Annotated in this window: 10 protein-coding genes, 21 tRNA genes and 2 rRNA genes; 32 read left to right on the forward strand and 1 reads right to left on the reverse strand. The window is 39.1% G+C overall.

Features of this window, described 5'->3' with window-relative positions; translation table 11 throughout:
• The 28 genes from ACQ5H4_RS22470 to ACQ5H4_RS22605 form a co-directional block, all read left to right on the forward strand.
• Window positions 1-149: ribosomal RNA gene (locus tag ACQ5H4_RS22470) — 23S ribosomal RNA — on the forward strand; the annotation flags it as partial.
• 237 nt (window positions 150-386) lie between these two features.
• A 5S ribosomal RNA gene (rrf, locus tag ACQ5H4_RS22475) occupies window positions 387-502 on the forward strand.
• 6 nt (window positions 503-508) lie between these two features.
• Window positions 509-584 (forward strand) — tRNA-Val (locus tag ACQ5H4_RS22480).
• 102 nt (window positions 585-686) lie between these two features.
• Window positions 687-762: transfer RNA gene (locus ACQ5H4_RS22485), tRNA-Thr, on the forward strand.
• A gap of 7 nt (window positions 763-769) precedes the next feature.
• Window positions 770-845 (forward strand) — tRNA-Lys (locus ACQ5H4_RS22490).
• Between the two features lie 35 nt (window positions 846-880).
• Window positions 881-965, forward strand: a tRNA-Leu gene (locus ACQ5H4_RS22495).
• Between the two features lie 34 nt (window positions 966-999).
• A tRNA-Gly gene (locus ACQ5H4_RS22500) sits at window positions 1,000-1,074 on the forward strand.
• A gap of 12 nt (window positions 1,075-1,086) precedes the next feature.
• Window positions 1,087-1,175 (forward strand) — tRNA-Leu (locus tag ACQ5H4_RS22505).
• Window positions 1,176-1,222: 47 nt separating this feature from the next.
• Window positions 1,223-1,299 (forward strand) — tRNA-Arg (locus ACQ5H4_RS22510).
• Between the two features lie 13 nt (window positions 1,300-1,312).
• Window positions 1,313-1,389 (forward strand) — tRNA-Pro (locus ACQ5H4_RS22515).
• A gap of 17 nt (window positions 1,390-1,406) precedes the next feature.
• Window positions 1,407-1,479: transfer RNA gene (locus tag ACQ5H4_RS22520), tRNA-Ala, on the forward strand.
• Between the two features lie 86 nt (window positions 1,480-1,565).
• A tRNA-Met gene (locus ACQ5H4_RS22525) sits at window positions 1,566-1,642 on the forward strand.
• Between the two features lie 29 nt (window positions 1,643-1,671).
• Window positions 1,672-1,748 (forward strand) — tRNA-Ile (locus ACQ5H4_RS22530).
• 13 nt (window positions 1,749-1,761) lie between these two features.
• A tRNA-Ser gene (locus ACQ5H4_RS22535) sits at window positions 1,762-1,854 on the forward strand.
• A gap of 20 nt (window positions 1,855-1,874) precedes the next feature.
• Window positions 1,875-1,948, forward strand: a tRNA-Met gene (locus ACQ5H4_RS22540).
• A gap of 37 nt (window positions 1,949-1,985) precedes the next feature.
• Window positions 1,986-2,061 (forward strand) — tRNA-Asp (locus ACQ5H4_RS22545).
• A 6-nt stretch (window positions 2,062-2,067) separates the two neighbouring features.
• Window positions 2,068-2,143: transfer RNA gene (locus ACQ5H4_RS22550), tRNA-Phe, on the forward strand.
• 21 nt (window positions 2,144-2,164) lie between these two features.
• Window positions 2,165-2,240 (forward strand) — tRNA-His (locus ACQ5H4_RS22555).
• A gap of 10 nt (window positions 2,241-2,250) precedes the next feature.
• Window positions 2,251-2,324, forward strand: a tRNA-Gly gene (locus tag ACQ5H4_RS22560).
• Between the two features lie 5 nt (window positions 2,325-2,329).
• Window positions 2,330-2,406, forward strand: a tRNA-Ile gene (locus tag ACQ5H4_RS22565).
• Between the two features lie 36 nt (window positions 2,407-2,442).
• A tRNA-Asn gene (locus ACQ5H4_RS22570) sits at window positions 2,443-2,518 on the forward strand.
• Between the two features lie 3 nt (window positions 2,519-2,521).
• Window positions 2,522-2,612, forward strand: a tRNA-Ser gene (locus ACQ5H4_RS22575).
• A 3-nt stretch (window positions 2,613-2,615) separates the two neighbouring features.
• A tRNA-Glu gene (locus tag ACQ5H4_RS22580) sits at window positions 2,616-2,687 on the forward strand.
• Window positions 2,688-3,185: 498 nt separating this feature from the next.
• Window positions 3,186-5,123 (forward strand): 1,4-alpha-glucan branching protein GlgB, encoded by a 1,938-nt coding sequence (gene glgB, locus ACQ5H4_RS22585; protein ID WP_430777115.1) that lies wholly within the window; start codon window positions 3,186-3,188, stop codon window positions 5,121-5,123.
• Window positions 5,071-6,213, forward strand: coding sequence for a glucose-1-phosphate adenylyltransferase (locus ACQ5H4_RS22590; protein WP_430777116.1), 1,143 nt, complete (start codon window positions 5,071-5,073; stop codon window positions 6,211-6,213). The genes glgB and ACQ5H4_RS22590 overlap by 53 nt, the downstream gene beginning before the upstream one ends.
• Before the next feature lie 47 nt (window positions 6,214-6,260).
• Window positions 6,261-7,280 (forward strand): GlgC family sugar phosphate nucleotidyltransferase, encoded by a 1,020-nt coding sequence (locus tag ACQ5H4_RS22595; RefSeq protein ID WP_430777117.1) that lies wholly within the window; start codon window positions 6,261-6,263, stop codon window positions 7,278-7,280.
• A complete protein-coding gene (gene glgA, locus ACQ5H4_RS22600) occupies window positions 7,277-8,728 on the forward strand; it encodes a glycogen synthase GlgA (protein ID WP_430777118.1) in 1,452 nt (483 codons plus the stop codon). The genes ACQ5H4_RS22595 and glgA overlap by 4 nt, the downstream gene beginning before the upstream one ends.
• Window positions 8,718-11,126, forward strand: coding sequence for a glycogen/starch/alpha-glucan phosphorylase (locus ACQ5H4_RS22605; RefSeq protein WP_430777119.1), 2,409 nt, complete (start codon window positions 8,718-8,720; stop codon window positions 11,124-11,126). The genes glgA and ACQ5H4_RS22605 overlap by 11 nt, the downstream gene beginning before the upstream one ends.
• Before the next feature lie 46 nt (window positions 11,127-11,172).
• Here ACQ5H4_RS22605 and ACQ5H4_RS22610 read toward each other — a convergent pair whose 3' ends face one another.
• Window positions 11,173-12,111, reverse strand: a complete 939-nt coding sequence (locus ACQ5H4_RS22610; protein ID WP_430777120.1) for a 1,4-dihydroxy-2-naphthoate polyprenyltransferase — start codon at window positions 12,109-12,111, stop codon at window positions 11,173-11,175.
• Window positions 12,112-12,431: 320 nt separating this feature from the next.
• Between ACQ5H4_RS22610 and ACQ5H4_RS22615 the strand changes: the two genes are divergently transcribed.
• The 4 genes from ACQ5H4_RS22615 to menB are packed head-to-tail and all read left to right on the forward strand — an operon-like array spanning window position 12,432 to window position 17,242.
• Window positions 12,432-13,835: an isochorismate synthase gene (locus ACQ5H4_RS22615; protein ID WP_430777121.1), complete on the forward strand. Its 1,404-nt coding sequence runs from the start codon at window positions 12,432-12,434 to the stop codon at window positions 13,833-13,835.
• On the forward strand, window positions 13,835-15,586 hold the full coding sequence (gene menD / locus ACQ5H4_RS22620; protein ID WP_430777122.1) for a 2-succinyl-5-enolpyruvyl-6-hydroxy-3-cyclohexene-1-carboxylic-acid synthase: 1,752 nt from the start codon (window positions 13,835-13,837) through the stop codon (window positions 15,584-15,586). The genes ACQ5H4_RS22615 and menD overlap by 1 nt, the downstream gene beginning before the upstream one ends.
• On the forward strand, window positions 15,586-16,392 hold the full coding sequence (gene menH / locus ACQ5H4_RS22625) for a 2-succinyl-6-hydroxy-2,4-cyclohexadiene-1-carboxylate synthase (protein ID WP_430777123.1): 807 nt from the start codon (window positions 15,586-15,588) through the stop codon (window positions 16,390-16,392). The genes menD and menH overlap by 1 nt, the downstream gene beginning before the upstream one ends.
• Before the next feature lie 31 nt (window positions 16,393-16,423).
• Window positions 16,424-17,242 (forward strand): 1,4-dihydroxy-2-naphthoyl-CoA synthase, encoded by an 819-nt coding sequence (gene menB, locus ACQ5H4_RS22630; RefSeq protein ID WP_160546883.1) that lies wholly within the window; start codon window positions 16,424-16,426, stop codon window positions 17,240-17,242.
• The last annotated feature ends 87 nt before the right edge of the window (window positions 17,243-17,329 follow it).

Here is a 17,329-nt window from a genome sequence, read left to right on the forward strand (position 1 = left end):
GCATCTAAGCATGAAGCCCCCCTCAAGATGAGATTTCCCATAGCGTAAGCTAGTAAGATCCCTGAAAGATGATCAGGTTGATAGGTCAGAGGTGGAAGCGCGGTGACGTGTGGAGCTGACTGATACTAATCGATCGAGGACTTAATCTAAGATGCGTAGGCGGCTTGGTTAGGCCCGACAGGCATAAGACGAAGACTGTAAGAGGTCCTGACCTCTGGAAGGCTTTGGCTTATGACCACGAGGGACTAGCCGCCGGAGCTCGTTTATGCAAAGTGATACCCGTGTATTTCTTCTTCTTCATTCATTATCTAGTTTTGAGAGAATGGTAAAAATTTCTCTTGAAAAATTGCGGAAAACTATTATAATAAATAGTGTCGCATAAATAGTCTGGTGGCGATAGCGAAAAGGTCACACCCGTTCCCATACCGAACACGGAAGTTAAGCTTTTCAGCGCCAATGGTAGTTGAGGGTTTCCCTCTGTGAGAGTAGGACGTCGCCAGGCGGTAATGGAGGATTAGCTCAGCTGGGAGAGCACCTGCCTTACAAGCAGGGGGTCGGCGGTTCGATCCCGTCATCCTCCACCAAAAATTTTTCGCGAAGCGAAAATATTTATCCTTCACTAAGTGAAAATAACTATCCATTTAAATGATTTTCCTTCACAAAGTGAAGATAACTAATCATTGTTTGCCGGCGTAGCTCAATTGGTAGAGCAACTGACTTGTAATCAGTAGGTTGGGGGTTCAAGTCCTCTCACCGGCACCATTTGTACGAGCCATTAGCTCAGTCGGTAGAGCATCTGACTTTTAATCAGAGGGTCGAAGGTTCGAGTCCTTCATGGCTCACCAAAGTTTTTTACTTCAGCAAAATAACTTTACATTATGCGGGTGTGGCGGAATTGGCAGACGCACTAGACTTAGGATCTAGCGCCGCAAGGCGTGGGGGTTCGACTCCCTTCACCCGCACCAAAGTTTTTTGCGATAGCAAAATAACTTACCATATGCGGAAGTAGTTCAGTGGTAGAATACAACCTTGCCAAGGTTGGGGTCGCGGGTTCGAATCCCGTCTTCCGCTCCAAGAACTTATTTTGCCGGGGTGGCGGAACTGGCAGACGCACAGGACTTAAAATCCTGCGGTAGGTGACTACCGTACCGGTTCGATTCCGGTCCTCGGCACCAAGGATTTTTACAAAGTAAAATATCCAAAGTTTTATAATGAAAAATATGCGCCCGTAGCTCAATTGGATAGAGCGTCTGACTACGGATCAGAAGGTTATGGGTTCGACTCCTTTCGGGCGCGCCATATTAGTTATAATCGGGGAGTAGCTCAGCTTGGTAGAGCACTTGGTTTGGGACCAAGGGGTCGCAGGTTCGAATCCTGTCTTCCCGACCATCTAACTCGATATTTATGGGGCCTTAGCTCAGCTGGGAGAGCGCCTGCCTTGCACGCAGGAGGTCAGCGGTTCGATCCCGCTAGGCTCCACTTAGATTTTTTCACGTAACGTAGTATAGTGAAAAAATCTTCATTAATTCAGGAACATGTGAATTAAAAATTCAATGAATTACTTTGGCGGTGTAGCTCAGCTGGCTAGAGCGTACGGTTCATACCCGTGAGGTCGGGGGTTCGATCCCCTCCGCCGCTACCAAAACTATTAACCAGGTTTCTTTATTTATTGGACCTTTAGCTCAGCTGGTTAGAGCAGACGGCTCATAACCGTCCGGTCGTAGGTTCGAGTCCTACAAGGTCCACCATTTATAATATGTTGGAGGTATACCCAAGTCCGGCTGAAGGGATCGGTCTTGAAAACCGACAGGCGGGTCATACCGCGCGGGGGTTCGAATCCCTCTACCTCCTCCATTTTTAAAAAATAATATTGTCGCGGGGTGGAGCAGTCTGGTAGCTCGTCGGGCTCATAACCCGAAGGTCGCAGGTTCAAATCCTGTCCCCGCAATTAAAAGTTATTTTCAGGGAAACTTGAGAAAAACTTTGGTCCCGTGGTGTAGCGGTTAACATGCCTGCCTGTCACGCAGGAGATCGCCGGTTCGATCCCGGTCGGGACCGCCATATTGTGGCTCAGTAGCTCAGTCGGTAGAGCAAAGGACTGAAAATCCTTGTGTCGGCGGTTCGATTCCGTCCTGAGCCACCATTTATATTCAGTTGAATTATGGCGATTGTGGCGAAGTGGTTAACGCACCGGATTGTGGTTCCGGCATTCGTGGGTTCAATTCCCATCAGTCGCCCCATAAGTTTTATGCGGGTGTAGTTTAATGGTAAAACCTCAGCCTTCCAAGCTGATGTCGTGAGTTCGATTCTCATCACCCGCTCCAAATAAGGGCCTATAGCTCAGCTGGTTAGAGCGCACGCCTGATAAGCGTGAGGTCGATGGTTCGAGTCCATTTAGGCCCACCATAGTGTTTTTAGGATAGTAAAATAACTTACTATTATTCCACAGTAGCTCAGTTGGTAGAGCATTCGGCTGTTAACCGAACGGTCACAGGTTCGAGTCCTGTCTGTGGAGCCATATGGGGAAGTACTCAAGAGGCTGAAGAGGCGCCCCTGCTAAGGGTGTAGGTCGGGTAACCGGCGCGAGGGTTCAAATCCCTCCTTCTCCGCCATATGGCCCCTTGGTCAAGCGGTTAAGACACCGCCCTTTCACGGCGGTAACACGGGTTCGAATCCCGTAGGGGTCATAAAAACATTGAACATTTGTTCAATGTTTTTTTTGATTTTCTAGGTCCTCCTATACCTCCACAAACTACTCTATTACCTCTTATATCAAATATCCTCAAAGTTCATTTAACATTTCCAATATTCGACAATTATATGAAAACCCTTTCATTTTTCTTCATAAAAACCACCTCATCACATAAATAAATCCTCTTGAATATATTATTCAAATTTCAGTTATTTTAAAATTTAAAATACATATTTTTTCATTAACACCAAATAAATAGCATATATCTCTATATCTGCATCATAAAATTTATTATCTATTAAAAAATAATTTCTATCATTTTTTGCAGTTTGCTGCGTTAAAGGGATGAATGCTGTCGAAAACATTGGCCTTATAGATAATTATGTCGAAATGGACAGTTAATTGTCAGAAAAATTAAAGAGGGATTTGAAAGAGTGGCGAGAATTATACAGTAAAAGTAATGTACAAAACTAAAGAATAGGTAGGGAGTAGAATGATTTTGGATTTGATTCATCCAACTGAATACCAGCTGCACTTGTTTCATGAGGGAAATTTTTTTGAATGCTATCGTCTGTTTGGTGCTCATGTTCTTACTATTGATGAAAAGAAATGCACAAGATTTTGTGTGTGGGCACCAAACGCAACACAAGTATCTCTTGCTAGTGATGTAAACAATTGGAATGGAAGTGGTTATGAATTTAAAAAGGTAAATGATGAAGGGGTATGGATGCTCATTGTTGAGCAGGATTTAACGGGCTGCCTTTATAAATATGAAATTCACACATCCACTGGTGAAATATTATTGAAGTCTGATCCATATGCCTTTTTCTCTGAAGAACGGCCAAAAACAGCTTCCATATGTTATTCCTTAGATGGATACCAATGGAACGACTATAAATGGCTTCAGAAAAAAGAGAGAAACAAAGTATATACAAGTCCTACCGTTATTTATGAGATGCATGTTGGATCATGGAAAAAGAAAGAGGACGGTAGCTTTTTTACGTATCGTGAATTAGCAGACGAGGTCATTCCTTATGTACTTGAACATGGATTTACACATATTGAATTGTTGCCACTAGTGGAGCATCCACTAGATATTTCTTGGGGCTATCAAGGAACAGGATATTTTTCTGCTACTAGTCGTTATGGAACGCCTCACGATTTAATGTATTTTATTGACCAATGTCATCAAAATCATATTGGTGTAATTATGGATTGGGTTCCTGGTCATTTCTGTAAAGATTCACATGGTTTACATCGATTTGATGGATCTTGGGTTTATGAGTATGAAACAGAAGTTGATCGTGAAAATTTTACTTGGGGGACTGCTAATTTTAACTTAAGTAAAACAGAGGTGCAGAGTTTCTTAATTTCTAATGCATTGTATTGGATGGAATACTTTCATGTGGACGGATTTCGCGTAGATGCGGTTTCAAATATCATTTATTGGCCTAATTCAGATGGTCAGCGAGTAAATGAATTTGGTATTGCATTTTTAAAGAAGTTAAATCAAGTTGTATATCAATATGATTCACAGCTTTTGATGATTGCCGAGGACTCTACTGATTGGCCACAGGTAACTTCCCCAACTCACTACGGTGGATTAGGTTTTAACTACAAATGGAATATGGGCTGGATGAACGATATGCTTTCCTATATGGAAACAGGTTCAAATGAACGCTCACAATTTCACGATAAAGTCAGCTTCTCCCTTCTTTATGCATTTTCGGAGAATTATATCCTTCCATTTTCACATGACGAAGTTGTTCATGGAAAGAAATCGTTACTGGATAAAATGCCAGGAGATTATTGGCAGAAATTTGCTCAACTAAGGCTTTTATTAGCATATATGTTTGGACATCCAGGGAAAAAACTTCTTTTCATGGGATTTGAGCTAGGTCAGTTCTCTGAATGGAAAGATGAAGAAGAATTGGATTGGCATCTATTAGATTATGAGATGCATGGGAAAATGAATCTTTTTGTAAAAGAATTGATCAAGGTATATAAGCGCAATAAACCTTTATATGAGCTTGATCATTTACATGAAGGATTTGAATGGATTGATGTAAATAACCGTGATCAATCGATTTTCTCTTTTGTTAGAAAAGGCGAAGAAGGAGATCCATTGGTTATTGTGTGTAATTTTACAGAAAAGACCTATGAAGATTATAAGATCGGAGTTCCCAAAGAAGGTACGTATCGAGAAATATTGAATACAGATGCGGTTGAATTTGGAGGATCCGGTGTAATAAATAAAAAGCCAATAGAAACGATTGATGAAAGTTTTCATGGAAGAGAGCATCACATCATGATGAGGATACCTCCATTTGGGGTTTCTATATTGCGTCCCGTTAAACATCGAAAGGAGAGAAAAGGAAATGGCAAAGAAGAAGTGCGTAGCTATGCTGTTAGCAGGAGGGCAAGGAAGTAGGTTACATTCCTTAACTTCAAATTTAGCAAAACCAGCTGTACCGTTTGGAGGGAAGTACCGAATCATTGATTTTACATTGAGCAATTGTACGAACTCTGGAATTGATACGGTGGGTGTCCTAACTCAGTATCAACCACTAGTGTTAAATTCGTACATTGGAATCGGAAGTGCATGGGACTTGGACCGAAAAAATGGTGGAGTTACTGTTCTTCCACCTTATAGTGAATCCAAGGAGATGAAATGGTATACAGGTACTGCTTGTGCCATCTATCAAAATTTAAATTACTTAGTTCAATATGATCCGGAATACGTACTTATTCTGTCCGGAGACCATATTTACAAAATGAACTATGAATTAATGCTAGATTTCCATATTAAAAGAGATGCTGATGCTACCATTTCGGTCATTGAAGTACCTTGGGAGGAAGCAAGTCGATTTGGTATTTTAAATACTGATAGCGATATGAAGGTTGTCGAATTTGATGAAAAACCTGCAAATCCGAAAAACAATCTAGCCTCTATGGGAATTTATATTTTTAAATGGTCTGTTCTAAAAGAATATTTGATAAAGGATGCTGCTCTTCCAGATTCAAGCCATGATTTCGGAAAGGATATTCTGCCGACTTTGCTTTCAGACCAGAAGAAACTAGTTGCCTATCCTTTTAGTGGTTATTGGAAGGATGTCGGAACTGTACGTAGTCTTTGGGAAGCAAATATGGATCTTCTAGATGATACGTGTGGATTAGATTTATTTGATTATACTTGGAGAATTTACTCAGTTAACCCAAATCAACCACCACAATTTATATCAAATGACGCACTCGTTATTGATTCACTCATCAATGAGGGTTGTGTGATTGAAGGAGAAATTGAGAAGTCGGTTCTTTTTCAAGGAGTAAAGGTTGAGAAAGGCGCTCTTATTAAAGAATCAGTTATCATGCCAGATGCAGTGATTGGAAAAAATGTGTTTATTGAAAAGGCAATTGTCCCGTCAGAAATGGTAATACCAGATGGAACAATTATTCGTGCATTACCAGATGCAGATGATGATATTGTGTTAGTAACAGAGGATATGCTTCAATCCCTTTAAAATACAGAGAAAAGAGAACAAATAAAATGAGGAGATGAGGGGTAAGGATGGATAGAAAGCTGCTTGGAGTAATTGATGCAACAACTTATCAAAAAGGATTAGAGGATCTAATCCAACATCGTTCATTAGCTGCAGTACCATTTGGAGGGAGATATCGATTAATAGATTTTATTCTCTCAAACATGGTCAATTCTGGAATAAAGAGTGTGGCAATTTTCCCGAAAAACCAATACCGTTCCTTAATGGATCATTTGGGGTCTGGGAAGGATTGGGACTTAAATCGTAAACGCGATGGATTATTCTTTTTTCCAGCCCCTGCAGAAGAAAAAGAAATAACATCATTTAATCATTTTGCTGCAAATAAAGATTTCTTTGATCGAAGTAACCAACAGTACGCCCTCATCTCAAATTGCTTTACTGTTTGTAATATGAATTTTGAGCCTATGCTTGATTGGCATATCAAAAGTGGCTGTGATATTACAGAAGTAAGAAAAGACGGACGGTCTCTTCATATGTTTTTAATAAAGAAATCTCTTTTAGTAGAACTTTTCGAGACAAGAGACGAAACGGGATATACTTGTATGAGAGATGTTGTGACAGATATTAACAGTCCTTATCGTCAATGTCATTATGAATTTAAAGGATACGCAGTTATGGTTGACTCGATTACTACGTATTTTAATGAAAGTATGAAGCTATTAACTCCATCCATTTGGAAGGAACTATTTTTAAAGAATCAGCCAGTATTTACAAAAGTAAAGGATGAGCCACCAACTAGGTATTTTACAGGAGCCACCGTGAAAAATTCTGTAATTGCCAATGGGTGCTTAATTGAAGGAACAGTTGAAAATAGTATTATTTCTCGTGCTGTAAAAATCGGCAAGGGATCGGTAATAAAAAACAGCATCATCATGCAAAAATGTCAAATTGGTGAAAATTGCGTATTAGATTCCGTTGTTTTAGATAAAGATGTTAAGGTAAATGATGGAACGATGATGTATGGCACAAAAGAATTACCATATGTGGTTCGTAAAGGAACAGTACAAGGGGCGTTGATGAATTCGTGAAAGTTTTATTTGCAGTTTCGGAATGTGTACCTTTCGTTAAATCTGGAGGGTTAGCAGATGTAGCAGGATCTCTACCAAAAGAGTTGAAAAGACTTGGTACAGATGTAAGAGTAATGATGCCGAAGTACGGTACCATTCCTCAAGAATTACGTGAAAAAATGACAAAAAAACATGAGTTTATTGTGAATGTTGGTTGGAGAAATCAATTTTGTGGTATTGAAGAGTATATACACGATGGCATTACTTATTATTTTATAGATAATGAATACTATTTTAAGAGAGAAGCCCTGTACGGATATTTTGACGATGGTGAACGGTTTGCTTTTTTTAACCGAGCCGTACTTGAAGCGATTAGGATGTTAGATTACTATCCAGATGTGATTCATTGCCATGATTGGCATACTGGAATGATTCCTTTCTTGCTAAAAACGGAATATCAAAAGAAAAATGGTTATGGTTTTATGCGAACGGTATTTACCATTCATAATCTTGGATTTCAAGGTATTATGCCTAAGGAAGCTTTAAAGGATTTATTTGATTTAGATGATTCATATTTTAATACCGATCAGCTTGAGTTTTATGGAAATATAAATTTTATGAAAGCAGCACTTATTGCGTCTGATCGAATTACTACCGTTAGTCCAACATATATGGACGAAATACAAACGGAGTACTATGGAGAAAAGCTGGATGGATTGTTAAGAAGTCGTGTAAGTGATCTAGAAGGAATTCTAAATGGAATTGATGATGAATTTTATAATCCAGAGAAGGATTCTTTTCTTGTGAAAACTTACGATGCCAATCATCGTAACCATAAGCTAGTAAATAAAAAGGCCATTCAAAAACGATTTGGCTTGCCTCAGGCTTCACAAATTCCATTAATGGTTATGGTCACACGATTAACAAAACAAAAAGGGTTAGATCTTGTTAAACATGTGTTTCATGAAATTATGGCGGAGCCGATTCAATTCCTCATTCTTGGAACGGGGGATGACGAGTTTGAAAATTTCTTTCGAGACATGGAGCGGGAGTATCCAGATCGATTTAAAGCATATATTGGTTTTGATGAAGGTCTAGCTCATCAAATTTATGCAGGTGCTGACCTTTTCCTCATGCCTTCAAAATTTGAACCATGTGGGTTAGGTCAAATGATTGCGATGAGTTATGGCACAATCCCTATCGTTCGGGAAACTGGGGGTCTAAATGACACGGTAACGGCATATGATGAATTCTCAGGAGAAGGGAATGGTTTCTCCTTCAAGAATTTTAATGCGCATGATATGTTGTATACCATTAAACGTGCCATCCATTTTTACGAAAATGATCGGGTTTGGAATAATCTTGTTAAGCATACAATGAGCATTGATAACAGCTGGGCACAGTCTGCTTTTAAGTACAATCAATTATATGCTCAACTTATATCCAGGAGTGAAACTCATGTTTTCTAATAAAGAAATGTTCACGGAAACGTTTTTACAACGTCTCGAAATGACTTGTGGAAAAAGCTTTCAAGAAAGTACGAAGAGAGATCACTATCATACTCTAGGAATCATGATCCGTGAATATGTAAGCTCAAACTGGATCAAGACAAATGAAAGTTATCGAGCTGAGAAAGAAAAACAAATTTATTATTTATCTATTGAGTTTCTACTCGGAAAGCTTTTAAGGCATAACCTTCTTAACCTAGGAATTGATCATATAGTGGAAGAAGGGCTTAAGGAGCTAGGAATTGATCTTAGTGATTTAGAGGAAATGGAAGCAGATGCAGCACTTGGTAATGGCGGCTTAGGCCGTCTTGCAGCCTGCTTCATGGATTCGCTAGCTACTTTAGATCTTCCAGGTCATGGATGTGGTATTCGCTATAAGCACGGCTTATTTGAGCAGAAAATTGTAGATGGATTTCAAGTAGAATTACCTGAGCAATGGCTTCGTCATGGCCATGTATGGGAAGTAAGGAAAGCGGATTTAGCTGTAGATGTTCCTTTTTGGGGAAGAGTCGAAGCGATCAACATTAATGGAAAGATCGAATTTCGTCATCTTGAAGCGGAAACGGTAATGGCCGTGCCATATGACCTTCCTGTGGTAGGTTATCAGACAGACACTGTTAACACGTTGCGCTTATGGAGTGCCGAAACGACACCGTATCCAATGAATCGAGATATTATGAAATATAAGCGTGATACGGAGCTTATCTCAGAGTTTTTGTATCCCGATGATACGCATGATGAAGGAAAAATTCTGCGTTTAAAGCAGCAGTATTTCCTTGTCTCTGCAAGTATTCGTTCGATTGTGAGATCTTATCGCAAACAACATGCTAGTTTAATAGATTTTCATAAATATGTGGGTCTTCATATAAATGATACGCATCCCGTGTTAGCTATTCCCGAATTAATGAGGGTACTTATTGACGAGGAAGGAATGAGCTGGGAGGAAGCTTGGCATATTACAACAAACACCATTTCATATACGAATCATACAACCTTAGCAGAAGCTCTAGAAAAATGGCCGGTTCGAATTTTTCAACCGTTGCTTCCAAGAATTTTTATGATTGTAAATGAAATAAACGAGAGATTTTGCCAAGACCTTTGGAAACAGTATCCAGGAGCTTGGCAGAAAATTGAGGATATGGCAATCATTGCTCATGACCAAGTAAAAATGGCTCATTTGGCGATTGTTGGTTCATACAGTGTGAATGGAGTGGCAGCCATTCATACAGAAATATTAAAACAAAGAGAAATGAACCAATTTTATCAAGTATTTCCTGAGAAGTTTAATAATAAAACAAATGGGATTACCCATAGGCGTTGGCTGATTAAATCCAATCCGAAACTGACGAATTTGATCAATGAGGGGATTGGTACGAAGTGGATCAATCAGCCCGAGCATTTAAAAGAGCTTCAGTTTTTCCAGCAAGATTCTGCATTTTTAGAGCAGTTGTATGAAATCAAGCAGAATAATAAGAAATCACTTGCAGAAAAAATTAAAGCAAAGACAGGTATTGTCGTTGATCCTTTATCTATATTTGATGTTCAAGTAAAGAGATTGCATGCTTATAAACGACAACTCTTAAATGTTCTTCATATTATGTATTTGTATAATCGCTTAAAAGAGGATTCAAGCTTTCAAATGCATCCAAGAACATTCTTGTTCGGAGCGAAAGCATCACCAGGTTATTACTATGCAAAGAAGATTATTAAACTCATTAATACCATTGCAGAAAAAATAAATAATGATAAAACGGTATCTGATCGATTGAAAGTAGTGTTTCTTGAAAACTACCGTGTGTCATTAGCTGAAGAAATCTTTCCTGCGGCAGATGTGAGTGAACAAATTTCGACTGCTAGTAAAGAAGCTTCGGGAACAGGTAATATGAAGTTTATGATGAATGGTGCACTTACCTTAGGTACGCTTGATGGAGCGAACATTGAAATCAAGGAACATGTTGGTGATGACAATATATTTATTTTTGGATTAACAGCAGAAGAAGTAATGAATTATTACCAGTATGGTGGCTATACGTCTGTCGACTATTATCACCATGATAAACGTATTCGCCAAGTGGTAGATCAATTAACAAACGGATATTTTGGTGATCTTGATAATGAGTTTGAGCCGATCCATGATTCATTATTAATGGAAAATGATCAGTATTTTGTTTTGCGTGATTTCTCATCTTATGTGGAAGCCCAAAGAGAAGTAGGGGTAGCATATACTGATCAAAATAAATGGTTAAAGATGAGTTTAGCAAATATAGCGAATTCAGGTTTTTTCTCAAGTGATCGAACCATACAGCAGTATGCGGATGACATTTGGAGTATCTCTCCTGTAAAAGGCAAAGTCAGGTAAATAAGAAAGAGGAGACCATTTTAATGGAAATGGTCTCCTCTTTTGTCTAACTATTTAAGAAATGTCCTAAAAATAGACCAATTGATAACAAAAATCCAAATATCGTATTTGTTTGGGCTGTCGCTATCATGGCTGGCACCATTTGAACGGGTTTGGTTTTTCCGATGAATCCTTTAATCGCCTTTATTGCCTTTGGTGAGCTTAGCAGTACGATCGTTAACCATGCAGAAGCATAGTCCAAACCAATAAGAGTAAACACCCATGCATATGAGACAATGAACATTCCTGCTAAAAGAACGATCGCTCTTTTTTGACCAAGTAGGATCGCTAATGTTCTTCTTCCATTTTCTTTGTCACCATCATGGTCACGTATATTATTGGCAAGTAGAATGGCACCTACTGTTATGACAATAGGTACAGAAATTAATACACTAATCATAGTAATAAAGCCTGTTTGAATATAAAAAGCAATCAATATAATCAGCATTCCCATAAAGAATCCTGCAAATATTTCTCCAAAGGGTGTGTACGCAATCGGAATAGGGCCTCCCGTGTATAAATAACCAACTGTCATTGAAACTAGACCAATCGCAGCAAGCCACCAGCTAGAATTCATACAAATATATACTCCTAGCAGCATGGAAATACCATAAAGGCTAAGAGCTATTTTCATGACGGTTGCTGGTTGAATTCCTTCACGAACAATGGCTCCACCTATACCTACAGAATGCTCGTTATCGAGACCACGTTTGAAATCATAATATTCATTAAACATATTTGTTGCCGCTTGTATAAGTAAGCAAGCGATAAGCATGGCGATAAATAGCCCAAGATCAATAGATGTTAATGGTAAGGCTAATGCGGTTCCTAATAATACTGGAACAAAGGCAGCTGTTAACGTATGTGGTCGTGTAAGTTGCCACCAGACTCTCCAATTTTTCCCCTTAAACGTAGGCGAAGGACCCGTTTGCATTTGTGGTTGCATCGTACCTCTCCCCATTTCTATATTTATTTGTCAAAACTATATAAGCTTAAAATAATTCATATCCAAATTCAAGTGTAGGAAAAACGAAGGAGTGTGTCAATTAAATTTTCCTTCCTAATGAAGGAGACCATTTCCATATTTTCTACGATAATTTTTTGTGCAGGAAAAACATTTAAGGTTATAATATCTCAAAATAGATAGAAATAGCTTATAATAAGGAAAGATATAGGTTTTTCAAGATGCCTTTTGTTGACATGGTCTTGGATTGAGGTGTATCTTAAAATAAGTTTATAACGTTATTTAACAGGAGTTGTACGAATTTGGTTACCATTCAGAATACGGAGCTTAAAGAAGGGATCATTGAAGCAATTGAGAGAGCTCGGAAGCTTTCAATGCCCGTATTAGTTAGCGAAGTCCAAAGGATTCATCCGGTTCAGCCTCTGTCCGTGTTTACAGCTGGAAGAGACCAATTTGTTGGCGAACGCTTTTTTTGGAAAGATCCCTCTGATGAAGTAGTTATGATTGGCATTGGAATATGTAAAGAAATACAATCGGATCAGGCTTCTGGCCGCTTTTTTCATGTGGAGAAGCAATGGCAAAAGCTTATGAATAATAGCATCATGCTAATGGAAGAGAAACTAACAGCTACAGGACCAATAATGTTCGGAGGATTTTCTTTTGATCCATTAAAAGAGAAAACAGATCGTTGGGCACAGTTTCCACATTCTCTTTTCCACATACCCAAATACCTTGTAAGTGTATTAAAAGGAGAGTACTATTTAACAACTAACATTCTTTGTACGGCCGAAGATGATGATACATTGTATGAGGTAGCTGAACAAGAAAGAAAAGCGTTATTCAGTGGAATTGATAAAGAATCAATGCCACGTCTGTCCAACCTATCACAAGTAAATGAAGTTCATTCTGAAAATTGGAAGAAACGTGTGAGCGAAGTAGTAGAATTATTAAAGGAAGGGACCATGAAAAAGGTCGTGCTTGCTAGAGAGCTTAGACTTCAGTTTGAGGAGCAGATCCCTGTAGAGCCCGTGATTATGAATCTTTTAGAGGAACAGAGAGATAGTTTTGTTTTTGCCTTTGAATCGAAAGGTGACTGTTTTATTGGGGCATCACCAGAAAGATTAGTAAAGAAGGTAAAAAACACTGTGTACTCGACCTGTTTGGCCGGTTCCATTGCTAGAGGGAAGACGTTAAAAGAAGACGAGCTATTAGGTAATGAGCTTCTATGTGATGAAAAAAACTTAAATGAACATCAATTTGTTGTTGATATGATCAAAGAGGCAATGGAAAAGGTATGCCATGAAGTACGAATTCCATCTCACCCACAGTTGTTGAAAAATAAGCATATCCAGCACTTATACACGCCAGTGGTTGGAATTGCTGATGAGGAAAGTTCGTTACTTCAGCTTGTGAACCTGCTTCATCCAACGCCTGCTTTAGGTGGGTTGCCAAGAAAAGAAGCAGTAGAAAGCATTCGGATAATGGAAGACTTAGATAGAGGAATGTATGCCGCACCAATCGGTTGGATTGATTTTGAAGGCAATGGGGAATTTGCAGTCGCTATACGTTCAGGTTTGTTACAAGGAAACCAGGCTTCTTTATTCGCCGGTTGTGGAATCGTTAAGGATTCAAACGTAGACAGTGAGTATCAGGAGACGAATATTAAGTTTCGTCCGATGCTTTCTGCCTTAAGGGGGAAAGAGTAATGAATCACCAACAAGCATTAACGAAATACATTGCTTCTTTTGTAGCAGAATTAATACATGCAGGAGTAAAGGACGTTGTTGTTAGCCCTGGATCAAGGTCCACTCCTATTGCAATGATTATGGCTGAACATCCTGATCTTCGTCTTCATATTCATGTAGATGAAAGATCAGCAGCCTTTTTTGCGTTGGGGATGGCCAAGGCTTCCCGAAAACCAACAGTCTTGTTATGTACATCAGGTACAGCAGCAGCGAACTATTTCCCTGCAATAGCTGAAGCGAATTTATCAAGAGTACCTCTAATGGTCATCACAGCGGATCGACCACATGAACTTCGTGATGTTGGTGCACCACAAGCAATGGATCAAGTGAATTTATACGGGAAGCATGTAAAATGGTTTATCGAGATGTCTCAACCGGAAGGCTCCAAAGAGATGCTTCGTTATGCGCGCACCGTTGCTGGGCGCGCTGTTGCAACCGCTTTATCTTCGCCAGCTGGTCCCGTTCATTTAAATTTTCCACTTCGTGAACCACTGGTTCCTGATTTAACAAGTGAAAATATATTTGTCATGGCAGAGAGAGAAAATGGTTATGTTCATATTGAACAAGGTCACTTGGCACTGAATGAAGGTCAATTACAATCCATTGCGAACGTGTTGAATGAACATGCAAATGGTTTAATTGTTTGTGGTGAAATCGATCATCCAACCTTTGCTAAAGCCATCACTATGCTAGCTGCAAAGCTTCAGTATCCGATTATTGCGGATCCTTTATCTCAGCTTCGAAGTGGAAAGCATGAGTTTGTACATATTATAGATAGCTATGATACATTTTTAAGAAATGATGATGTCGTAAGTCATTTAGCACCAGATGTAATTATTCGTTTTGGTGCAATGCCTATCTCGAAGGCATTTTCATTGTTTATGAAAAAGAATGAAGAAGTCCCTCAATTTGTGGTTGATGGCGGGGAAGGATGGAGAGACCCATCTTTGTTAACGACAAACATGGTTTATTGTGATGAAGTAGAATTTTGTGAATCTCTTCTCCCTCTTTTAAATGAACACCAGGATACAATGTTTCTTGGTAAGTGGCAACAAATGAATGAGATAACAAAAACAGCTTTGTTCCGTGTGAAGGAAAATGAATCCCTCAGTGAGGGTCGTTTATTTTATGAACTAGTAGAATTACTGCCGGATGGAGCTACCTTGTTTGTTGGCAATTCCATGCCAATACGTGATGTGGATTCTTTTTTCTATAATAATTCAAAGTCCATTAGAATTATGGCCAATCGTGGGGCAAACGGAATTGATGGAGTGGTTTCATCCGCTCTAGGTGCTGGCACCGTTCACAAACCTATGTATTTAGTACTTGGAGATTTGACTTTTTTCCATGATTTAAACGGACTCATTGCTTCTAAGTTATATCAGATTGATCTTCGTGTTATTGTGATTAATAACAATGGTGGTGGGATTTTTAGCTTCCTTCCTCAAGCAAGTCATCCGAAACATTTTGAACGACTATTTGGTACTCCTTTAGACCTTGATTTTGAACCAGCTGTTTCTATGTACGGAGGGACATTTATCCGAGTTTCCACTTGGATGGAGCTTGCTTCCTCTTTTGAGCAAATTTTGGCGAAAGAAGGATTATCGGTTATTGAAGTTCCGACAAAAAGAGATGAAAACCTACAAGAGCATCGAAATTTGTGGGATTATGTTTCCCGGGAAATTAGTCGGGATTTGCATGGCGAAAACTGATGATTATTGAGGTGAATGGGGTAGAATATCATGTCGAAGTATCAGGAGTTGGTTTTCCGGTTATTTTACTTCATGGATTTACCGGTGATATCTCTACATGGTCGGAATGTGAAGAAGAGTTAAAGAAAAACTCGAGAATCATTAAAATTGATCTCATCGGTCATGGAAGATCGTCCTCCCCCGATTCGATTGAACGATACGAAATGAAGTCAGTGGTAGCGGATTTGCGTTATATTTTACAATATTTAAATATAGGTCAAGCAGATGTGGTTGGATATTCGATGGGAGGTCGGGTTGCGCTTGCCTTTGCGCTGATGAATCCAACTATGGTACGTAAGCTTATACTCGAAAGTGCTTCTCCGGGACTTATAACAAAGGAAGATAGAAGTAGTCGAAGAGAACAGGACCAACAGTTGGCCAATGAAATAAAACAAAGTGGATTAGATTGGTTTGTCGAATATTGGGGCAAAATCCCATTATTCGAAAGCCAAAAAAAATTACCATCACTTATTCAACAACGAATAAAAGAGCAAAGAAAGCAAAATTCTATTAAAGGATTGGCAAATAGTTTGATTGGAATGGGCACAGGGTCACAACCCAGCTATTGGGAAACACTAAATGGGTATTCAGGTGAAGTCTTATTGCTTACGGGATCCATCGACAAGAAATTTGTTATTATTGCTGAAAAGATGTCAAAATGTCTAAAAAACAGTCAGTGGATAAATATTGATGGATGTGGTCATGCAATACATGTGGAACAACCTGAAAAATTTGGTACAATAGTAAGTGGGTTTTTGTCGAAATAAATCCAATTCTTAATTAAGGGAGGAAAACACATTGACAGCTGAGTGGGTATCTCAAAGAAATTACGAAGATATTCTATATGAAACATATAATGGCATTGCAAAGATTACCATTAATCGTCCTGAAGTGCGAAATGCATTTCGTCCTAAGACGGTAATGGAATTAATTGATGCGTTTGCTTATGCACGTGACGACCGTAATGTTGGTGTAATCGTCTTAACAGGAGCTGGAGACCAAGCATTCTGTTCAGGAGGAGATCAAAAAGTACGTGGACATGGTGGTTACGTTGGAGAAGACGAAATCCCTCGTTTAAATGTTCTTGATCTTCAACGCTTAATTCGTGTAATTCCTAAGCCAGTTGTTGCGATGGTAAAGGGGTATGCGATTGGTGGAGGACATGTTTTACATATCGTTTGTGATTTAACCATCGCTGCTGATAATGCAATCTTTGGACAAACGGGTCCTAAAGTGGGTAGCTTTGATGCTGGATATGGCTCCGGCTATTTAGCAAGAATCGTTGGACACAAAAAAGCACGAGAAATTTGGTATTTATGCCGTCAATACAATGCGCAAGAAGCACTTGATATGGGGCTAGTAAATACAGTTGTTCCTCTTGAGCAAGTGGAGGAAGAAACGATTAAATGGTGTGAGGAAATGCTAGAAAAGAGTCCAACCGCTCTTCGTTTCTTAAAAGCAGCATTTAATGCAGATACAGATGGATTAGCTGGAATTCAACAGTTTGCTGGAGATGCAACTCTCCTTTATTACACAACGGATGAAGCAAAGGAAGGGCGCGATGCGTTTAAAGAAAAACGCAAACCAGACTTCGGTCAATTCCCTCGTTTTCCTTGATAGGTTAGAGAGAAAGATGCTTGGCTTTTACATAGCCAGGCTCTTTTTTTTTTGAAAAAATATCTTGTAAAACAACTTTAAGTTATT

It is taken from the genome of Bacillus coreaensis, assembly GCF_050586445.1.
GTDB classification, from domain to species: Bacteria; Bacillota; Bacilli; order Bacillales; family Cytobacillaceae; genus Robertmurraya_A; species Robertmurraya_A coreaensis.